The organism is Olleya sp. HaHaR_3_96 (genome assembly GCF_019278545.1).
GTDB lineage: Bacteria > Bacteroidota > Bacteroidia > Flavobacteriales > Flavobacteriaceae > Olleya.
This window is the reverse complement of sequence record NZ_CP058987.1, coordinates 1,536,836-1,556,739: the sequence shown is the minus strand read 5'-3', so window position 1 is coordinate 1,556,739 and position 19,904 is coordinate 1,536,836. Positions and strand designations below refer to the sequence as shown.

Below are 19,904 nucleotides of genomic sequence, written 5' to 3'. Positions count from 1 at the left end.
TTACAAAGTGATTTCTAGACTAATTGGACAATGGTCAGAACCATAGTAATCTGACAATATTTGTGTTGTTTTTATTTTACTAACAAGAGACTTACTTACCAAAAAATAATCAATACGCCAGCCTGTGTTACGTGCTCTGGACTTAAAACGATAACTCCAAAAAGTATAAGCAATAGTCTCGGGGTATTTGTTTCTATAAACATCTACAAAACCAGCATTGATAAAATTATCCATGCCATCAATTTCAGTTTGTGTATAGCCCGCAGTTTTATTGTAATTAGATTTGTCATTTTTTAAATCTATCGCCTTATGGGCTACATTAAAATCGCCACAGACCATAACAGGCTTAGTCTTTTCCAATTTTTTTAAATAGATCAAGAAAGCGGCATCCCATTTTTCTCTATAGTCTAAACGCTCTAATTTTTGACCAGAATTAGGGACATAAACGTTAACTAAATAAAAACCATCGTATTCTGCACATTGTATTCTTCCTTCTGTATCGTGAGTCTCAACGCCCATATCAATAGTAAACGACAAGGGTTTTGATTTACTTAAAATAGTCGTCCCTGAATAGCCTTTTTTATCTGCCGAATTATAATATTGTTTATAACCACTTAAAGACACCAATGCTTTTGCAACCTCATTATCCTGAGCTTTTGTTTCTTGCAAGCACAAAATATCTGGATTTAAAGTTGCTATAGATTCAAAAAAATCTTTTTTCACGATAGCTCTAATTCCATTAACATTCCACGACACAATTTTCATATAAAATCTTTTTTATTAAAAACCTCAAAAATATTGCTATAAACAAACTCTAAAAGGAATATGAATCAGCGTTATTGCTGACGTACTCTTCGGGTGTTCCATTTTACACCTTCATACCAAATAACGGCTAAAAAACCACTCACTACACTAATAACAAGTTGAACAAAACTTAACCCTTCAAACTCAAAGAATTTTGCAAATGGAGTAATAAAAAGCAATGAAGTTGTAATAATTATAGTAATACTAATTATTAATGGCACTAACTTATTTTTATATTTCAATGTGGTTAGGATAGAATAATAAAAAGAGCGGTTAATCAACGTTAAAAATATATTAGCCGCTATTAATGTAGTAAAAACCATACTACGTGTTAAAGCTTCATTATAATTATTTTGTATAGCATATTGATACACAACAAGTACGCCTAAAGTAATCATTAGACCTTGTATAATACTTGTCATTAATTCTTTTCCATTAAAAAAAGTAACGGTAAACGGTCGTGGCTTTTGAAGCATTGTATTTTTCTCTATCGGTTCATTTTCATAAATAATAGAGCATGTAGGTCCCATAATTAATTCTAAAAAAATAATATGTATTGGAGAAAATATATTGGGATACGCCCAACCTAATGCTAAGGGAATAAACACCGTTAAAATAATCGGGATGTGAATAGAAATAATATACTGAATGGCTTTTTTAAGATTCGCATAAATCCGCCTTCCCATAGCAATAGCATCTACCATTTTTGATAAATCATCTTCCAATAAGATTAAAGATGCTGCTTGCTTAGCTATTTCGGTTCCTTTTTTACCCATAGCAATACCAATATGTGCTGCTTTTAAAGCTGGACCATCATTAACACCATCTCCGGTCATAGCTACTATTTCATTATTCGCTTTTAAAGCATTAATAATTTTTAATTTTGCTTCAGGAAACATTCTTGTAAAAATAGTGGTGTCTTTTACTTTTTGCTGTAATTCTGTTTCTGTTAGTTGCATTAATTCGTCTCCAGACATACTTTTCTCAAAACCTTTTAATGCAATCTCTTTAGCAATAGCTCTAGTGGTTAAAGCATTATCGCCAGTAATAATTTTAACTGTAATACCTGCCAGACTAAATTTATCTAGTACAGATGTTATATTTTTCTTTGGAGGATCATAAAAAGCGACAATTCCTTTAAATTCAAATTGAAAATCCTGTTGTTTTTGTGGATAAGCATCCCCTTTAAAATAAGTTTCTGCCACACCCAAGACACGATATCCTTCTGCTGTTATTGTTTTAATAGCATTATTGATATGCTCTTTTTCTTGAGTTGAAAGCTTTGAAATGGCTAGTATCGCTTCTGGCGCTCCTTTTGCGGCAATAATCCTTTTGCCTTGACTGTTTTGAAACACATGCGTCATCATAGGTGGCTTTCCACCCAAAGGGTATTCATGCACAAGCGTAAATGCTGGACGTTCATCAATCTGACTGGTCTTTTTATAAGCATTATGCAATGCTATTTCCATAGGATCAAAAGGGATTGGTTCACTCGCCCACATGGATACTCTAATCAGTTCACGCTCTGCAGCCCCCAGGTTATCTTCTAATTTTAGTATTTTACCCGAAGACAAGGTATAAAGTCTAGCCAAGCTCATTTTATTTTCTGTAATAGTTCCTGTTTTGTCTGTACAAATCACAGTCGCACTACCTAGAGTTTCAACTGTTTTAATTTGCTTAACAATAACGCCAAGCTTCATCAATCGCCATGAACCCAAAGCCATAAACGTTGCAAAAGCTACCGGAATTTCTTCTGGCAAAATACTCATCGCTAAAGTCAATGCTTTTAGTAAACTATCCAAAATAGCATGAGAATGGTAGAAGTTAATTCCCCAAACAATCATAAAAACAACAGCCCCAACGATAGCCATTTTTTTTACAAAATTATTGATCTGTAATTCTAAAGGTGTTTTTTCTTTATGGATGCCTTCTAAGCTTTTTCCTATTTTTCCTAATTGCGTATTATTACCAATAGCAGTAACGGTAACAATAGCCAATCCACCAGAAACCAATGTTCCTTGATACACCTGATGGTCTGTTTTAGTTTTATCTTTATAAACCGTTAAAGACTCTCCGGTTAGAATAGATTCGTTTACTGAAAAATCGTTAGAATGCACAATAACACCATCAGCTGCCACAGTACCGCCTTCTTCAACGATCAGACTATCTCCTACAACCAACAATTCGCTTTTTATGTCTTCGGTTACACCATCACGAATAACTTTACATTTAGGTTCTGAAAAAGTTTTAAGTTTCTCTAAGGCATTACGACTTCTAGAATCTTGGTATAAAGAAATAGCAGCAACCAATATTGTGGCTGAAGTCAAAAAAATACCATCTCCCACATCTCCACTAATAAAATAAATAGAGGAAGCCACCAACAGCAAAATAACCATCGGCTCTTTTACTAAACTTTTAATGGCTTCTAAAAAGTAATACTCTTTTTTGACCTCTAGTTTGTTATAACCAAATTTTGAGCGTGCTTCTAGCACTTCCGTATTAGTTAATCCTTTTATATTAAAATTATTTGTTTGCATTAAAAATAGGGGATCGTGATTTTTTATAAATTTAACACATTAGCCTATATTGTTTAGATATTATCATGCTAAATCTTCAATCAAATGATTAAACGCACACCACCCAAATCTTCAATTTTATAAGGAAAACGATTCCCAGGAGAACCAATAAACATAAAGTTAATTGGAATAGACCACTCTTTAGATAATTTAGTAATTAGTTCTGGCCCAAAACTAGCATCCAGTTCTATAAACTCAATTTTAATCAAAGGATATTCTCTATCTACCACATCTATATCATTCCTAAATTGGGTGGTAATCAGATTACCATTTTTAGTTGCAGTAACCACTTTTAGTTTTTTAGTATGTTCATTTCGTTGAATATATAACAACACTTTATTTAGTGTTTCCACATCGTCATCTTTAGTAAAATAAACAAACTCTTGAGAATTAATAGTATCAATTACTTGCAATATTTTACTATCTGTTTTCATTACAAAACTACGAACAGGATCAAACACCGTGTGGATTATTTTTAACAGAAATTTTAATAATACTGTCCTATTAAGCATTATGGTTGTAAAAATAATAGCAGGAATAAAATAATCTAAAAAGACGGTTACATTACTAGTGCCGCCTTCTATTGGTGGCATAATAATATTACCAATCAACGCGATAACAACAGCAGTAATAGCCACTAGTATCGCCATCCAACTTGCTTTTTCGGGACGTGGCAAACTGTTTCTTTTAACTTTAAGAAGCACATTTCCAATGCCGAATAACGCCATTACAGACAAAAAAGAAATGGTATAAACACCAGCCAACAATTTGACATCTCCTTTTGTTATTAGTAAAACAGAAATAGTCAAAATTAAGAACACAATTATAATACGATACGAGCTTCCTCTTTTATTTTTCTTAAGAAAAAACTGAGGTAAAATACGATCTAAAGCCATTCGTTCTAACAATCCAGAAACACCAACAAAACTTGTTAGTACGGCTCCACTAAGTACTAAAAAGGCATCGACACTAATTACTATTGCCAACCAATTACCGCCAACATGTGATGCCATTTCGATTAACAGTGTATTTTGATACGCATCACTCTGCAATAACGGTATTGCAAATAGCGACAACGCAAATACTGCAGTCAACGGATTTAATACACTGACTACAATCCACATGTTTTTTAGTGTTTTAGGAAACACACCTTTTTGTTGTTCTTCTACAAAATTTGCTGAACTTTCAAAACCAGAAACCCCTAACATAGACGCTGCAAAACCCAAAAAAATAGCTTTAGTAATACTTCCGGAAGTCGTGGGGAAATGCCAATTTTCTATAAACACTCCAATACCATTATTAATCAAGAAGAACATAATAAAACCACTTAATACTGCAAAAGAAAGTAAATGGAACAGAAAAATACCAATAGCCACTTTAGACGATTCTGAAACACCTACAATGGTTAACCCTCCAAAAAAACTAAGCAGCAATATAGTTGCCATTATAATAGAAATGGTTGGCACAATGTGATGTAAATAATGAATGGCTTCATTAGCAGAAATAACCGCAGTAGCCATATAAGACAACAAGGTTAACGTCGCTGCAAAGGACGCCATAAATTTACTTGTTGTATTTAACAACGCATTATAAGCACCTCCATTTAGTGGTAATGCACCAACCACTTCTCCATATATTTTTCTGAATAAAAAAAGAACCAACGATACTATTAGTAAAGTAATCCAAGCATATTGTCCAGCAAAAGCGATTGCTAATGCAGACACATATAATACAGATGAACTGATATCGTTTCCGCTAATAGCAGTTGCTGCTAATTCACTTAGTTTTTTATGTTTTTTCATAAGTGTTTTTACTTAGATTTACGTTCTATCGGTCACCCTAGTTATTACGATAAATGAATACCTATTTTAAAAAATCAGGATCCATAAACGCTGGATTTGGATACTTATAAAATCCTTCTCCCGTAGCAACACCTAATTTATTTTTATCTATAAAATGTTCTTTTAAGTATTTTACGGTTTTGATTTTTAAAGGATCATTTGTTTTTTCTACCGCTATTTTATTAATATTATAAGCCGTAGTAATCCCTACAACATCTAAGATACCAAAAGGTCCAACAGGTGCTCCCGTTGCTTTGATCCATGTTTTATCTATAGTCTCCACATCTGCAACCTCATTTACTAATAAGTTAGTCGCTGCGCTTAATAATGGCACAAGCAAAGAGTTAAGGATATATCCTGGTTGTTCCTTATGCAATGGTAAAGCTAACATTCCAATAGCTTTAGCAAACGCGACTACATCATTAAAAATTTGTGGATCTGTAGTGGCATGACCCATAATTTCTGCAGTGTTATGACTCCAAATATTATTCGCAAAATGCAATGCTAAAAATTGTGTTGGACGTCCTGTTGCTTCTGCAAATTGACTTGGCAACAGCGTGGAAGAGTTTGTTACAAACACCGTTTTTTTTGGAGCGACCTTAGCTAACTTATGATAAAACTCTATTTTAATTTTTGGGTTTTCTGGTACGGCTTCAATTAGTAAATCGGCAGTTTTTACCGCTTCTTCCAAATCGGACGTGTAACTTAGATTTTGACGTGTTACATCTAGTTGCTCTTGTGTTGCATTTAAATCCCTTTTAAACACGCCACACATGGTATCGAATTTTGCTTTTGCTTTTTCTAAAACAGCATCATTAATATCATAAACAGTGACATTAAACCCATGAAATGCGGTTTGAAACGCTATTTGATAGCCTAAAACACCACTTCCTGCTACAGTTACATTTTTATAATTCATTTTAATAATTTTTATTTGTTTTTATAAATACATTGGATAATAGTCCACTTTTAATTGATTGTTCACATTATTTATGCCTGGTGCTTTATATGCTGCAATTTCGGCATCATCTTTTTCCTTAATAGAATGCACTGTCCCGCTTAATGTTAACTCATGATCATTGACCGCCACTTTAATATTTTTAGCATCAATATTTGCCGAACGTGTAAACGCTTTGTGAATTAGATGCTCGACATTACTTGGTGTTGGTTTTGGCTTTAGATGGATATTATTAACAACTTCTTTTACACCATATAAATGTTCGATAGTTCTTTTTGCAAAACTTTTTTGATAAGGCCATTCTAATTCTCCCGTTAAATAAATACTCCCGTCTTCCACCTCAACAATAATGGCTTCTGAAGGTACAGAGGCATTCCATTCTAAAGCATTTATTGCCGCTTTTGCAATCTCTATATCAGATTGCTTATCGCTACTACTATATTTTACGGTAATTGCCTCTGCTACAGCTTTTACACCAGAGAGACGCTTAACCGCATCTTCAATTGCCATTTTTTTCGGGAACTCATTAACCTCTCCCGTAAGTGTTACAACACCATGGTTTACAGTGACACCTATTTGAGTTTCATCTATATTTGGTAGCCACGCTAACTCTTCTAAAACATTCTTTTTTAATTCAAAATCTGTTTTCATATCTATCCCTTTTAAATATTATAATGCCTAAGTCAGTATAAATGTACTACGTTAAATTATATTACACACTGACCAAGGTCAGCCTCAAAAAAAATCACCCTAACACAATACGATGTGTTAGGGTGATTTTCTATAAAACAGCAAATGTATCGTGTCTTATAAACTTAAAAAAAATTAATACTCTACTTCTAACTCATTTTCTACACTCCAAACTCCCGGTGCATAAAAAGCGGTTCGTCTAGCATCGTCTTTTTCTTTTAATGAATGCACTTTACCTGTCAATTTAATATTGTGACCTTCGGCTTTAACTGTAATATCTTTAGCATCAATATCTGCAGAACGCTCGAATGCTTTTTTAATTTTGTCTTTAATGTCTTCTGCTCTCACTGTGTTTTTTAACGCAATATTATTTACTACATATTTTACACTTTGCAAGTTTTCAACTGCTTTTTTAGCTGCATTTTTTTCAAAATCCCACATAACATCACCACTTAAATACACCCAACCATCTTCAACTTTAATCTCGATTTTGTTAGAAGGGACAGAAATATTCCATTTTAATGCATTGACAGCTGCTGTAGCAATTTCGGTATCCGATTTGTGGGACGTCTCACCGTATTGCACTTCTATCTCTTCGGCTACAGCCTTAACACCTACAACACTTTTAGCAGCCTTTTCTGCTTCACGTTTTTTAACATAACTATCTACAGTTCCTGTTAGTGTTACAATTCCATCTTTTACAACAACTCCAATTTGAGTTTCGTCAATACTTGGTTGCCATTCTAATTCGTCTAAGATGTCTTCTTTAATACTTAAATCTGTTCTCATAATTTCTATGATTTAAATTAAACAATTAATATACATCAAAGATATCACGACTATAACCTTCTGACACTGACCTACATCAGTCTTGATTTTATTTTTAAAAAATTTAACAATACAAATCATTTTATACTTTAAAACGTTTGCTCATAAAAAAAACCCAAATAGCCGTGTAGCTACTTGGGTTTAAATTGGTCACTTTAACTAATAATTGACTAACTTATTTTAAATGCGATCTTAACATCCAAGCTGTTTTTTCGTGCTGCTCCATAAGCCCTGTAATGTAATCACTAATCCCATCGGCTTGCCATTTGTCTGCAATAGGTTTTATTTCTTCTCTAATAAAAACAATAATACTTTCATGATCTTCTAACAATTCTGCGAAGATGCTTTGGCTATCATTTTTACCTTTTACTTTTTCAGTAAGATGTGTTAATTGCGAATATTTTTCTAATGTTGCAGGTACATAATGACCTAACATTCTTATTTTTTCTGCTACCGTATCGACAACCTCCTGTTGTGCTTCATATAACGTTTCAAGATACAAGTGTACAGAATGAAAATCTGGACCTTCAACATTCCAATGAAAATTTAAAGTTTTAGAATACAATACAAATTCGTCTGCTAATATTTTAGATAGTTGATCTGCTATAGCTTGTCTGTTTTCTGCTGAAATGCCTATGTTTGGTGTTTTCATCTTTGTAGAATTTAATTAATTATTAAGTAAAGGTATTAGATGTCTTAAACACTGGTAATGACTTAGGTCAGTTTTGTCTTTTTTTTCTATTTTTCAATATTGAATATAAATAAAAACAGACCGCCACCAATACAACCCCTAAAAAGGCAAGTCCCATATCTTTTTGAGAATCCCAGATATCGCCTTGCGTTCCCAGATACGATAATCCTTGTTCCACAAAAAAAACATCTGCGACTAGCCATTCTAAAATTTCATACAATGCACTTGCCGATAAAATGATTAAAACGGGTAATCTTAAGGCTAAGTCTTTTGATATTTTAAGTCCATTAGAAAGACAGTCCTGCAAAGGATAATAGAGTAATGCGCCAAAACTAAAATGTACTATTCTGTCATAATTATTTCTTGAAGTATGAAACAGTTCTTGTAACCAAAAACCAAACAAGTTTTGGGCATAAGTATATTTAGAACCATAGACGTGCAGGCATAGAAAAACACAAATTAAAACATAACTAGTGTTACTAAAACGATACTTAGTGTATGTAAAGACTAAAAAAAGCAGCGCGAAAACTGTTAACGTATTTTCTATAAGCCAATTTTTAAGATCTGTAGTACCTATTAGCGCATTTGCCCAAACGATACCAAAGAACATACTAATCCAAAAAAGCTTATGTCCGATGACAGTTACAACACTGCTTTGTAATTTCATTTAAAAAAAATATTTTAATAATCGCCAATAAAATTATCACCTCTTAGTGTTACTATCCGTTAACCGCTAATAGATTTTACAGCAGTTAATAATGCTTTTGGACTGTGTATAGAGTCATAAACTGGCAGTACTTTTTTATCGGTTTCAAATAAACCAAAAACAGCAGTTTGTGCTGTTCTTACAGAATATTCTACAGTAAACACAACATCTTTTGGCACCTCAGCAAATTGTCCTAAAAAAGCAAAGTTAGTAGCGCCTTTTGGTAAGACTTTTGGTCTATCTCCAATTTTTCTTGGCATAAATAAACTATCAATATAAGGCATTGCTGTTGGGATACAATTTACCTTTCCTGCTTGTACAACAGGACTCATTATATCTTGGACTTTTAAATGATACCACAATTCTTCTAATATTTCTCTACCAGTACATTCTGCCATCGTCTTATTAACGTAGTTTCCTTTTCGGTCTGGATATAAGCCATACCCCCAAAAGATTTTAACATCTTCCGGTTGGTTTGGAAAATGAGGTTGACGCGCAATGACAATAGACATTAACCAATTAGAATCTGTCATAGTTACCAAACCACCCGTACCATCAACATTTCCTGAAAAATTCTCCATATAATCATGGAACGTACTATCCTTTAATGTTGCTGTAAAAGAGTACCATTTTTGTAAATCGATGTTATCACAAAAGGGATCAGGATTACCAAAAGCCTTATCTTTTTTTGCTAGTGTTTTCCATAATTGCCAAGACCCAGACGCTTCAATTCCTTTTAGTTTTGCAGGTCTTTCCCAGGCACCATTATCGGTGCTTTCTGTTATAGAACCGTTGGTGATAAAGACGTAATCGTTTGCTCCCAAAACAATTTCGTTTTTATCTTTTAAGTGAATAACGGTTGCTGTTTTTTTATCTGAAGACAAATTGAAATCAATATCAACGACTTCGTGACCCACGTCAAAATGTACACCATAATCTTTTAAATAATTTTTTAAAGGAATAACTACAGAATGGTATTGATTGTACTTGGTGCGCATAACTCCTCCTAACTTTTTTAAACCATCAATTAAATGAATAAAGCGTTTCATATAACGTCTCATTTCTACTACGCTACTCCATTTTTGAAAAGCAAACATCGTAGACCAGATATACCAAAAATTAGTTTCAAAAAACGATTGATCAAACCAATCTTCGATTCTTTTATTTCCTAACGATTTCTCTGAAGCGAATATCAACTTTAAAAATTCCGCTTGTTGTTTTATAGATAATCCATAAGACGACACATCCATAATTTTACCTTCTTTTAAAAGTCTTGCTTGCCCATTGGATACAAATCGGTTATTAAATTCAAACGATTCGTCTTTAACAGAAACATTGGGATCTTCATAAGACGGAATATTAGATAACAAATCCCAATAACATGTATAATGCGCTTCGTGCATTCTACCACCTCTTACTACAAAACCTTCTTCTTTATCTCCTGCTCCATCTAGAGCACCTCCTAAGATATTATCTTTTTCTAAAATATGAATATTCTTACCTTGTACACCCGCATCTTTTACTAGATATACTGCACTTGCCAGAGATGCTATTCCGCTTCCAATAAGATAAACTTTAGCATCTTCTGGATTTTTATTTTTTGTTTTACTCATAACTTTGTTTATAATAATTAAAAAGCAAAGCAGTAACTGTTAGTCGTCGTCTTCAAATTAGTTATACTATTCGGACCTATTAACAAATACTAAAACTACCACGCATTTACAGTTACAGCAATGCTTTACAATGTTTTAATTGTGATTTTGATTTTTTAAATTGAATGCTAAAGCGATTCTAAAAATACCTGCAGAAATAAATGCCAGAGCAGTCATGTATACAATACTTAACCCTGCAATTATTGGATTAGCTAATAACAGAAACGAAAAGAGTATTATTAGACATCCCCAAAATAATAACCAACCCCAAGATAGGATTCCAAATGTTTTAATCTGAAATGATAATCCAATAGCCATAAACCCCTGAAACAATAACCAGAAACCAATATAAAAAGGCAGAATTGCCATAGTCATTAATGGATGCGTTATTAATAGTAGCCCTATAATAAGATCCAGAATGCCACCTGCCAAATACCAACCCCAACTACTTATCTCGTGTCTATTAGAAATAGAGAACACAATTTGTGAGCCTCCTGATATAAAAATGAATACACTAAAAATTATACTTAAAGAGACATAACTCGCTACTGGTGTTTGAAAAACCCAAACCCCGGCGATAATGTATAGAACACCTATTAAAAGCGTTATCCACCAATTTTTTACTGTGGATTGTGTAGAACTTAAAATTGTAGTTGCCATAATGTTATAATTTAAATTTATTAATCAACATTATCTTTAAAAAGGTCTTTTAAAGCAGCCCCAATCTCGTCCATATCATGCGTAAATTCGCGTTCAAATTTCTGTTCACTAGTTATGGTGGTTTCATTAAAAGAAATGACACCATCTTTAAATTCTTTACCTCTTTCTGCTAATTTATCTTTAAGCGCTTCGTTTTTTTGTTCTAACTGATTTAAAGCTGTCGTCAGCTTTTCTTTTTCTGCTTTACCTGCCGACTCCATTTTAGTTCTCAATGTTTTAATTTGAGTATCTGTTGCCTGAATAGCAGACTGAGATGCATTTTCAAACTTTTTCCAATTCTCATTCACAGTCATTTTAATCTCTTTACTCGTATCTACTGCCCCTTTTTCAAGGTCCTTACCAAGTTCTTTCGCATCTTGTTTAACTGATTTCGCATCTTGTTTAGAGGCTTGACCACAACTAATCAATGTACTTCCTGCCATAAAAACGATTACAGCTAAGGCTAAAATTTTTGTTTTCATATCTAAATTATTTAAGTTAATTACTAAGTTTTTTATTGGTTATTAATCCACAATATCCTCACCTAATGCACTATGCAATTGGTATAACTTTTCTTCTTCCTTTTTGATTTTTTTACTCAGTCTATTTTTTCTAGCCTGAGCGTATGCATCGCTCACAGATTGTTCAAAACCATCCAAGCGTGTTTCTAGTTTGTGAATTCTAGATTTAGTGTCACTTTTAATCTTACTCAGTGTTGCTTTTCTTTTAGCTTCCAACGCTACGATATGCGCTTTTCGTTTTGCCTTTAAATCGGTAATCTTAGCTTTAATCATATCTTTTTCGTGTGCTGTTGCTTTTCTAAGTTTTTGACGTTCGTCTTCAATACTATCTTCAAAATTTTCAACTTGCTCATCTACATAATCATCGAACTCTATACCAGCTTCGCTTCTAATAATTTCTGAGGATAGTCCATTGAGTGCTTGGTCTATAAAAACGGAACTATCTTCTGCTACTTCTGCAATAATTGCAATAGTCCCAATAGCCATTTTTTTACTTACCTTTTTAATAAATTCGATTTCAAAATCATACCGACTAGCATCCCAAACAGCACCTACTGCAGTTCCAGTGTATAATCCAATAACAAACCCTAAAGGCCCCACTAAAGCTCCTGCAAGTCCACCTAGAGCCATGCCTGTAAACAACCTCCAACCTTCACCATCGGTTTGGTTTTTTAAGATCTCGTATTGCGTGTTATCTTTTTTACGAATCATCATGTGCTCATACAGCGTAATATCTCCATAAGCATCCAATTCTTTAATTTTGTGCAAAGCTTCAATAGCTTTACTTTCTTCCTTAAAAGGAACAACAATAATATTTGCCATTTTTATAGATTTTAAAATTATTATTTGTTTAGTGGAATGCTTTAGCAACTGTTTGAAGTTCCACTTTAAGTGTTTTATCAAATTTTGTGATTGGCGGAATTTCAAGATCGATATCTAGTAATTGATATACCGCCATTTGTGCTGCTCTAACCGAATACTCTACCGTAAAAACAACATCATCAGGAATCTCTACAAACTGACTGATAAACGCTAAATTTTTAGAGTTTTTAGGCACAGGAAGTGGTCTGTCTGTTTTTAAACGTGGCATAAACATACTAGTGATGTATGGCATCCTGCATGGAATACAGATTGCATTTGCAAACACAACATCATAATCAAATTTTAGATGTCCACAAAGCTCTCTAAGAATTTCTTCTCCTGAACATTCTGTCATGGGTTTACCTACAAAGTTACCCACGCGGTCTGGATGTAATCCATAGGTAAAAAAGACTTGCACATGATCTGGTTGGTCTTTATAATGAGGCTGTTCATTTAATGAAAAACTCATAAACCAATTAGAATCCTTAAGAGTTACTTGACTTCCTGTTCCAGCTTTGTTACCAGAAAATTGTTCCATTTGATCAAAAAACGCAGTGTCTTTTAAAGTGACCGTAAACGATTCCCAAAATGATTCTGCGATATTGGTATTAAACACTTCTGGTCTACCAAATCCAGGGTATCTACTTGCTAATTTCTCCCATAACACCCAACCTTGACTGTCTTTTTTTGTGAAATGTTTTGGAGCACTTGTCATCGATCCATAACTAGAAGCATCTGTCATTGATCCATTTTGATAGAAAACTAAATCGTCCTCATTAATTGTTACAGTTTCAGAATGACCTGCCGTATCATACATTAGTTTTTTTACAACTACTTTTTCAGTTTCTGTTTTTGGATCCAAAGCAAACGTTGTGTCTATATCAGTAACTGTACTTCCTGTTTTGAAATTAACACCATGAGATTTTAACCAAACTTTTAATGGTAAAATCATAGAGTCGTACTGATTATAAACGGTACGTTTAACACCTGTCATTGTTTCTACATTAGGAAACTCTTGCATAAAACGGTGTAAATATCGCTTAAACTCTACCGCACTATGCCAAGGTGAAAATGCAAAACTTGTACGCCACATAAACCAGAAATTAGTTTCGAAAAATGAAGGCGAAAACCAATCGTAAATCGCACTATTACCTAATTTTTCTTCGCTTGCTTCACTTAATTTAAGAAGCTCTGTGCGGTCCGACATTGAAAACCCCAATTTAGATGAGTCTACAATTGCGCGGTTTTTATCTATTAGACGCGCTTTAGAATGCGATTTTACTTTGTTATTGAAGGCTATCGTTTCTTCGGTTACTGATGTGTTTGGATCTGTAAGCGATGGAATGGATTTGAACAACTCCCAAGTGCATTCGTAAATATTTAATGTAAACATACGGGAACCACGCAAGGTGTAGCCATCTTCGGGATTACCTCCCGCATCTAAACTACCTCCTAATACGGGTAAACTTTCGTAGACCGTGATATTATTACCTGCGAAGCCACCATCACGAATTAAAAATGCTGCTCCAGATAAAGAGCCAATCCCTCCCCCTATAAAATATGCTTTTTTGTCTTTGTTATTTGTGTTCATAATAAGTCTATTTGTCTTGTTAAATTAAGGAGCTTCTTTGTTTAAGTATCAAAAAGAACCTCTTACTCATACTATTTATTAATACTTCAAAATTAGAATGTTATGTTGATTACTACACTGACCTGCGTCAGCCTGCCTAAACTGACTTAAATCAGTTTATTCCTTTTCGCTCCAATATGCTTCTGCTTCATTTTCCATTTTTTCTAAACGGGTATAGTAATCAGGAAACTCTTTTAAATGCGCCCAAGCTATTTTTCCTGTTAAAGCTTTATCGTTATTAGTAACATTGGTTTCTGGATATCTCGTTCCATGTTCAAACTCGACATTTATTCCTTTTGTAAATTCATCTAATTGAATATCCTTCCATTGGATACCTAGACGATCTCCAATCTCTTTTGCTTGTTGTGTGTTTACTTTTTTCATTGTATTGTGCTTTATTTGACAGAATCCCAATAAAATGGCTATCAAAACTTATAGCATAAAATTACTTTTCTAAAAGACCACTTGCACTGACCTAGGTCAACTTGATGCAAAAAAAAAGCTATTAAAAAGGGTGAATTTGCGTGAAGGATTGCAGTGAAAATCCCACAGCCCGACGCAGGAGGTGCGAGGAATTGCAGCGAAAAGCCTGACCTTTATGGTCACGCCCAACTTTTAATTATTAAAATATAATTAACTTCTAATAATAAGAATGTAAATAACACCAACTAAAATGACGGTTCCAAACGCATAACCAACAAGTTTGCCTGTAGTTTTGGAGCCTTTAAATAGGGTTATCCCTAATTTGACTAACATATTACTGATGGTTGCAGCAATGATTACGGAAGATGCTAGTGTTAGTTTGTCTTGATCTAAAGCAAATTTGGACATACTTATTGTAATGGCATCTGTATCTGCTAGTCCCGCAATTAAGGCCGAATAATATAGACCACTTTCTCCAAAAAATTGATTGCTATAATAAACAGCAAAAAGGATGATGACATACACGGCACCAAATCCAATTGCATTTAACATATTTAATGGATTACCTAATTTTATATTGGTATCTGGTTTAGGGTCGTCCTTGCGCATTAATAATAAGGTTGCTACAATACAAACTAGTGTTAATAGTCCAAATGGCAGTATTAAATTAACCAATATAGCGCTATTAAAAATATAGGCCAAAAAGGCTAATCTGGGAAACATGATCGCCGAAGCTACAATGATTCCTGCGCTATATTTTTTGGAGAGTTCTGGAGAGGCCTTACTACTAGATGCATAATTCCAGGCTACTGCTGTGCTAGAAATAAGCCCACCAAGTATGGCTGTTAGTATGATCCCTCTTTTTGAGCCAATAAACTTAACCAGGAAATAACCGATAAAATTTAAGAAAGACACAATGACTATTATCGAACCAATCTCGTAAGGGTTTAATAAATTATCTGGTCCGTACGTTTTGTTTGGTAGAAAAGGAAGTATTAATAAGGCTATTATTGCGAATTTTATAAATGCAAAAAGCTCTATTGAAGTAATGTTTTGAATGACTGTGCGAAACCTTGTTTTTAATGATAGTAATGTAACTATGATAACTGCTGTCGCGACTGCATCTCTATAATATTCCGCCGAAACCATTACCCCTAATACAAAGGTTGTTATTAAGGCTAAATTAGTTGTTAAATCTTGACTAGGGAGTTCTTTATTTTGAGCATATTGATTGAATGCTAAAAACAAAATAAAGGCTCCTAAACTTATAATTAAGAGCCATACGGTATAAATTGTAGTAAGATTACCTAGTGTAAATCCAAGAATAGTCACTATAGGAAATGTTCTTATACCTGCTATACCATTGTCTTCTTTGAGTTTATCATACTCCCGTTCTAGACCAAGTATAAGACCAATCCCTAAACTTATCAATACTCCTAGAATATAAGACCCTACGAGCTGATTTATCTCTTCCTGTATTTGCATTTAATATTACATGTACTTTTCTAGAAACCTGAAAAATTCTTTTTTAAGATCTGCGTAAATCTCACGTTGTGTTTCCATTTTATCTCTAAACGCAACATGCTGTTCTGCTAAACGGACATCTATCGCATCCTCGCCTTCTATGCTTTGTGCTGCGATACGTGTTTCGTGTTTTTCTATAGTTTCTTGTAGATCTTCAATAACACCACCATGAAGAATAAATTCGTTTTGATAATGCTCTAATTGTGCCAACACATCTTTATTAGTCCATCGCGTTACTAGTTCGCTTAATTTATTATTAAAAAACAATAACTCTTGTTTCCAAAATGCCAATTCACCTTTCCATTGTTCGTGCTCAAAGTGCATGTTTGAGTTGTATATAATTTCTTTTTCCATGATAATTAATTATTTTTATTATATCACAAAGGTTATATTTTACTACCGTATATGAAATGACCTAGGTCAGTCTGATAAAAACCAGATTTATATTTTAAGAATATCTGTTGGTGTGTCTACCAGAATGGTTTTATCCCCATGTAATGCAATTGGCTGTTTCATGATTTGCGGATTGTGTAGTATCATTTTTATCCAATCATCGGTTGACAGGTTATGCGGTTCAAAACTAGATTGATAGGCTGGACTCTCTTGATTTACAAGAGCTGCGACCTCAACATGTAACCGTTCTGCCAATTCTACAAGTTGTGTGCCTGTTAATTTTGTTTTTAATATATCTATTTCTTCAACCTTAAAGCCATCTGCTTTAGCATAGGCCAATGCCTGTTTTGCTCTTTCGGATTTTGAGCTATAGTATACTGTAATCTGCCTATTTGATGTTGCAATCTCTCCCATAATTTGATTATTAAAATCTATTGCTTTTTATTATTTTCTTCCTCAATATAATGATTTAAAAGTTGTTTCAAACCTTCTAAATAGTCCGTCATTACTTTTTTATCCATGTGTGGATGTTTGCTCATTGGTAATGTCAAAGGATTCTCATCTAAAGAGCGATAGAGTTCAGGATAATTGGTTTCGATATTTCCGGTAAGTTGTGTTATGTCTGTTAATACTTGTTGTAGATCTTTCATTAGGATTATTTTTAATGGTTAAAAATTAAATACGCTATTTATGTAAAACATTTAGTTGTTTGATTAATTCTTCTCCCCCAATCATATGTTCTGTTATTGAAAAAACCTCTTTTCTATTTTGTCTGAAGTCTTTTAAAAACTGAGTTAAATCGTCCTCTAATTGTTCGTGTTCGTCTCTAAACTTATCTGAAACGTATGTAAAAGGATCATCTACTAACGCGCTTAAATGATGTAAATGCTTATGTATCCTTTTCAATAATGTGTTACATTGTTTTTCTACATCTAGTAAGTTTACTTCAATTTCAAGTACTAAATCAATATTTTCCTTTTTTGATAGGTATAAAAAATATTTATCAATTAGATGATGTAAAAAATTTAAATCCTGTTTATAAAACTCAATATCGGATTGCCAATGCTCTGTAAGCACATATAATTGCTCCCATGTGGCCTCGTGAATAAAATTATCTTTTGGTCTATTTCTAAAATCGCTCATATCAATAAAGTTTTAAAAAGTAAATGTAAACAGTAACTATTTAAGATAAAATGACCTAGGTCACTTTAGAGCTAGTATTTAACGTCCAAAACACTATATATAAATAGTATTGCTCTTTAATTTTAAATTAATACGCTTACTGACCTGCATCATTTCTAAAGCCCATAGCGCTTCCTAATTTTGTAAGACACAACAAGATTTAATCTAAAAACTAAAAATATGACAACTAATAATTTTAAAGCGTATTGTTTAGGCGGTGGACTTGGCTCATTATCTGCAGCTGTATTCATGATTCGTGATGGCGGTATTCCTGGACATCAAATTACTATTTTTGAAAAACTACCAACATTAGGAGGCTGCCTAGATGGTGCGCGACTTGATGACGGGAGTTATTCCCTTCGTGGCGGTAGAATGTTAACCACAGATGCTTATGAATGCTTTTGGGGCTTATTTAAAGACATCCCTTCCATCAATAATAAAGGCATGTCTGTAAAAGACGAAACGATTGCTTTTAATAAAAAACATATCGCACACTCTCAAGGTCGTTTAGTAGACAAAAACTGTCATATTGTAGACACCTCTACCATGGGTTTTGATATGCATAATAGACTAGAGTTTTTAAAACTTCTTGAAGCATCAGAAGAAAAATTAGGTACCTCAAAAATCACCGATTGGTTATCACCTGGTTTTTTTAACACGAACTTTTGGTACATGTGGCAGACCACGTTTGCTTTTGAACCTTGGCATAGTGCAGTAGAATTTAAACGTTATCTACATCGTTTTATGAATGAGTTTCCAAGAATTAATACACTTGGTGGGGTTAAAAGAACCATTTATAATCAGTATGACTCTTTAGTGCTTCCGTTAATAGCTTGGCTTAAAGACAAAGGTGTTAATTTTGAACTAGCGACTACCGTAGATGATATAGTTGTAGAAGATATAAATGGAAAAGTCACCGTTACTTCACTTACAGTAATTAACCAAGAGGGTCCCAAACAAGTTAGTGTTACCCCTGATGATATTGTTATTTTCCAAAATGGCTCTATGGTTGATGCTTCAAGTATAGGCTCTATGACACAAGCCCCAGTTAAAAAAACAAAAGTAGAAAGTAAAGGATGGACCCTTTGGGAAAAATTAGCAAAAGGAAGACCTGATTTTGGAAATCCAGCACCTTTTAATAGTAGTATTCCTGAATCTTTTTGGGAATCGTTTACAGTAACATTCAAATCATCTGAGTTTTTTGATAAAATTGAGAAAATGACTGGCAATGAAGCAGGAACTGGAGGCTTAGTAACCTTTAAAGATTCTAATTGGCTCATGTCTGTTGTACTTTATAATCAACCACACTTTATCGATCAACCGGATGATGTCTATATCCTTTGGGGCTATGCGTTACACGGGAATCGTGTTGGAGATTTTATTCCAAAAACAATGGTTGAAAGTAACGGACAAGACATCCTTAAAGAGTTAGCAGGACACTTTAACTTTGATGATAATGTTTTTGATGGTGCTGTTTGCGTACCTTGCAGAATGCCATATATAACGTCTATGTTTATGCCACGCGCTTACAACGACAGACCAAAACCTGTACCTGAAAGCTCTAAAAACTTAGCCTTTGTTAGCCAGTTTGTAGAACTCGCTGATGATGTCGTATTTACTGTAGAATATTCTGTAAGAGCCGCTCAAACAGCAGTCTATCAATTATTAAATATTGATTTGGAAATACCCAAAATTACAAAACATGATAAATCACCCAAAGTCCTTATAGATTCCTTTTTTAAAGCTATTAAATAAAAGGTTAAGAATTAATTAGAATACAATCTTAAGGATTCAAAAAACCGAGGCTATTTGCCTCGGTTTTTTTTGTTTTGAAAGGAATTATGCAGCAGTGAGACAGTTAATCAACCCTGATGCTTCTGAGATTATTTAATTACACTGTCGTGATAATCTAAATTAACACGACA

Annotated in this window: 19 protein-coding genes and 1 pseudogene; 1 reads left to right on the top strand and 19 read right to left on the bottom strand. The window is 33.6% G+C overall.

Annotated features, from left to right (window positions below; all coding sequences use genetic code 11):
- The 19 genes from H0I26_RS06715 to H0I26_RS06625 all read right to left on the bottom strand — a co-directional run bounded on the left by H0I26_RS06715 (nucleotide 1) and on the right by H0I26_RS06625 (nucleotide 17,940).
- Nucleotides 1–765 carry an exodeoxyribonuclease III gene (locus H0I26_RS06715; RefSeq protein ID WP_218701555.1) on the bottom strand — a complete coding sequence of 255 codons (765 nt, stop codon included), beginning with the start codon at nucleotides 763–765 and terminating at the stop codon, nucleotides 1–3.
- Nucleotides 766–836: 71 nt separating this feature from the next.
- Nucleotides 837–3,341 carry a cation-translocating P-type ATPase gene (locus tag H0I26_RS06710; protein WP_218701554.1) on the bottom strand — a complete coding sequence of 835 codons (2,505 nt, stop codon included), beginning with the start codon at nucleotides 3,339–3,341 and terminating at the stop codon, nucleotides 837–839.
- A gap of 80 nt (nucleotides 3,342–3,421) precedes the next feature.
- Nucleotides 3,422–5,182 carry an APC family permease gene (locus H0I26_RS06705; protein ID WP_218701553.1) on the bottom strand — a complete coding sequence of 587 codons (1,761 nt, stop codon included), beginning with the start codon at nucleotides 5,180–5,182 and terminating at the stop codon, nucleotides 3,422–3,424.
- Nucleotides 5,183–5,243: 61 nt separating this feature from the next.
- Nucleotides 5,244–6,140 (bottom strand): 3-hydroxyacyl-CoA dehydrogenase, encoded by an 897-nt coding sequence (locus H0I26_RS06700; protein ID WP_218701552.1) that lies wholly within the window; start codon nucleotides 6,138–6,140, stop codon nucleotides 5,244–5,246.
- A 21-nt stretch (nucleotides 6,141–6,161) separates the two neighbouring features.
- The gene (locus H0I26_RS06695) at nucleotides 6,162–6,830 is read right to left on the bottom strand and encodes a BON domain-containing protein (protein WP_218701551.1); all 669 of its coding nucleotides are present in this window, start codon (nucleotides 6,828–6,830) and stop codon (nucleotides 6,162–6,164) included.
- A gap of 174 nt (nucleotides 6,831–7,004) precedes the next feature.
- Nucleotides 7,005–7,658: a BON domain-containing protein gene (locus tag H0I26_RS06690; protein ID WP_218701550.1), complete on the bottom strand. Its 654-nt coding sequence runs from the start codon at nucleotides 7,656–7,658 to the stop codon at nucleotides 7,005–7,007.
- 214 nt (nucleotides 7,659–7,872) lie between these two features.
- Complete coding sequence (locus H0I26_RS06685; RefSeq protein WP_101017137.1) at nucleotides 7,873–8,349, bottom strand: Dps family protein; 477 nt, start codon at nucleotides 8,347–8,349, stop codon at nucleotides 7,873–7,875.
- A 67-nt stretch (nucleotides 8,350–8,416) separates the two neighbouring features.
- Entirely contained in the window at nucleotides 8,417–9,055 is a 639-nt protein-coding gene (locus H0I26_RS06680) for a DUF2238 domain-containing protein (RefSeq protein WP_218701549.1), read from the bottom strand.
- A 59-nt stretch (nucleotides 9,056–9,114) separates the two neighbouring features.
- Nucleotides 9,115–10,707, bottom strand: a complete 1,593-nt coding sequence (locus H0I26_RS06675; RefSeq protein ID WP_218701548.1) for an oleate hydratase — start codon at nucleotides 10,705–10,707, stop codon at nucleotides 9,115–9,117.
- 135 nt (nucleotides 10,708–10,842) lie between these two features.
- Nucleotides 10,843–11,406, bottom strand: a complete 564-nt coding sequence (locus tag H0I26_RS06670) for an HdeD family acid-resistance protein (RefSeq protein WP_218701547.1) — start codon at nucleotides 11,404–11,406, stop codon at nucleotides 10,843–10,845.
- Nucleotides 11,407–11,426: 20 nt separating this feature from the next.
- Nucleotides 11,427–11,927, bottom strand: coding sequence for a hypothetical protein (locus H0I26_RS06665; RefSeq protein ID WP_218701546.1), 501 nt, complete (start codon nucleotides 11,925–11,927; stop codon nucleotides 11,427–11,429).
- A gap of 42 nt (nucleotides 11,928–11,969) precedes the next feature.
- Nucleotides 11,970–12,788: a DUF1269 domain-containing protein gene (locus H0I26_RS06660; RefSeq protein ID WP_218701545.1), complete on the bottom strand. Its 819-nt coding sequence runs from the start codon at nucleotides 12,786–12,788 to the stop codon at nucleotides 11,970–11,972.
- A gap of 28 nt (nucleotides 12,789–12,816) precedes the next feature.
- The gene (locus H0I26_RS06655; protein ID WP_218701544.1) at nucleotides 12,817–14,418 is read right to left on the bottom strand and encodes an oleate hydratase; all 1,602 of its coding nucleotides are present in this window, start codon (nucleotides 14,416–14,418) and stop codon (nucleotides 12,817–12,819) included.
- A 156-nt stretch (nucleotides 14,419–14,574) separates the two neighbouring features.
- Nucleotides 14,575–14,841 (bottom strand): DUF5661 family protein, encoded by a 267-nt coding sequence (locus H0I26_RS06650; protein WP_101017123.1) that lies wholly within the window; start codon nucleotides 14,839–14,841, stop codon nucleotides 14,575–14,577.
- A gap of 249 nt (nucleotides 14,842–15,090) precedes the next feature.
- Nucleotides 15,091–16,365 (bottom strand): MgtC/SapB family protein, encoded by a 1,275-nt coding sequence (locus H0I26_RS06645; RefSeq protein WP_218701543.1) that lies wholly within the window; start codon nucleotides 16,363–16,365, stop codon nucleotides 15,091–15,093.
- Between the two features lie 6 nt (nucleotides 16,366–16,371).
- On the bottom strand, nucleotides 16,372–16,758 hold the full coding sequence (locus H0I26_RS06640; protein WP_101017119.1) for a hypothetical protein: 387 nt from the start codon (nucleotides 16,756–16,758) through the stop codon (nucleotides 16,372–16,374).
- Nucleotides 16,759–16,845: 87 nt separating this feature from the next.
- Nucleotides 16,846–17,211: an arsenate reductase family protein gene (locus tag H0I26_RS06635; protein ID WP_101017117.1), complete on the bottom strand. Its 366-nt coding sequence runs from the start codon at nucleotides 17,209–17,211 to the stop codon at nucleotides 16,846–16,848.
- A gap of 17 nt (nucleotides 17,212–17,228) precedes the next feature.
- On the bottom strand, nucleotides 17,229–17,447 hold the full coding sequence (locus H0I26_RS06630) for a hypothetical protein (protein WP_101017114.1): 219 nt from the start codon (nucleotides 17,445–17,447) through the stop codon (nucleotides 17,229–17,231).
- 34 nt (nucleotides 17,448–17,481) lie between these two features.
- A complete protein-coding gene (locus H0I26_RS06625) occupies nucleotides 17,482–17,940 on the bottom strand; it encodes a hypothetical protein (RefSeq protein ID WP_218701542.1) in 459 nt (152 codons plus the stop codon).
- A 210-nt stretch (nucleotides 17,941–18,150) separates the two neighbouring features.
- On the opposite strand from H0I26_RS06625, the pseudogene H0I26_RS06620 reads away from it, so the two are divergent.
- Nucleotides 18,151–19,734: pseudogene (locus H0I26_RS06620) on the top strand (oleate hydratase); the annotation flags it as partial.
- Nucleotides 19,735–19,904 lie beyond the last annotated feature (170 nt).

Bases quoted from the DNA above. Each gene is read 5' to 3' on its own strand.
- H0I26_RS06705 (WP_218701553.1), bottom strand. From the start codon at position 5,182: ATGAAAAAACATAAAAAACTAAGTGAATTAGCAGCAACTGCTATTAGC.
- H0I26_RS06690 (WP_218701550.1), bottom strand. From the start codon at position 7,658: ATGAGAACAGATTTAAGTATTAAAGAAGACATCTTAGACGAATTAGAA.
- H0I26_RS06655 (WP_218701544.1), bottom strand. From the start codon at position 14,418: ATGAACACAAATAACAAAGACAAAAAAGCATATTTTATAGGGGGAGGG.
- H0I26_RS06670 (WP_218701547.1), bottom strand. From the start codon at position 11,406: ATGGCAACTACAATTTTAAGTTCTACACAATCCACAGTAAAAAATTGG.
- H0I26_RS06635 (WP_101017117.1), bottom strand. From the start codon at position 17,211: ATGGGAGAGATTGCAACATCAAATAGGCAGATTACAGTATACTATAGC.
- H0I26_RS06710 (WP_218701554.1), bottom strand. From the start codon at position 3,341: ATGCAAACAAATAATTTTAATATAAAAGGATTAACTAATACGGAAGTG.
- H0I26_RS06680 (WP_218701549.1), bottom strand. From the start codon at position 9,055: ATGAAATTACAAAGCAGTGTTGTAACTGTCATCGGACATAAGCTTTTT.
- H0I26_RS06630 (WP_101017114.1), bottom strand. From the start codon at position 17,447: ATGAAAGATCTACAACAAGTATTAACAGACATAACACAACTTACCGGA.
- H0I26_RS06645 (WP_218701543.1), bottom strand. From the start codon at position 16,365: ATGCAAATACAGGAAGAGATAAATCAGCTCGTAGGGTCTTATATTCTA.
- H0I26_RS06675 (WP_218701548.1), bottom strand. From the start codon at position 10,707: ATGAGTAAAACAAAAAATAAAAATCCAGAAGATGCTAAAGTTTATCTT.
- H0I26_RS06660 (WP_218701545.1), bottom strand. From the start codon at position 12,788: ATGGCAAATATTATTGTTGTTCCTTTTAAGGAAGAAAGTAAAGCTATT.
- H0I26_RS06640 (WP_101017119.1), bottom strand. From the start codon at position 16,758: ATGGAAAAAGAAATTATATACAACTCAAACATGCACTTTGAGCACGAA.
- H0I26_RS06700 (WP_218701552.1), bottom strand. From the start codon at position 6,140: ATGAATTATAAAAATGTAACTGTAGCAGGAAGTGGTGTTTTAGGCTAT.
- H0I26_RS06665 (WP_218701546.1), bottom strand. From the start codon at position 11,927: ATGAAAACAAAAATTTTAGCCTTAGCTGTAATCGTTTTTATGGCAGGA.
- H0I26_RS06625 (WP_218701542.1), bottom strand. From the start codon at position 17,940: ATGAGCGATTTTAGAAATAGACCAAAAGATAATTTTATTCACGAGGCC.
- H0I26_RS06695 (WP_218701551.1), bottom strand. From the start codon at position 6,830: ATGAAAACAGATTTTGAATTAAAAAAGAATGTTTTAGAAGAGTTAGCG.
- H0I26_RS06715 (WP_218701555.1), bottom strand. From the start codon at position 765: ATGAAAATTGTGTCGTGGAATGTTAATGGAATTAGAGCTATCGTGAAA.
- H0I26_RS06685 (WP_101017137.1), bottom strand. From the start codon at position 8,349: ATGAAAACACCAAACATAGGCATTTCAGCAGAAAACAGACAAGCTATA.
- H0I26_RS06650 (WP_101017123.1), bottom strand. From the start codon at position 14,841: ATGAAAAAAGTAAACACACAACAAGCAAAAGAGATTGGAGATCGTCTA.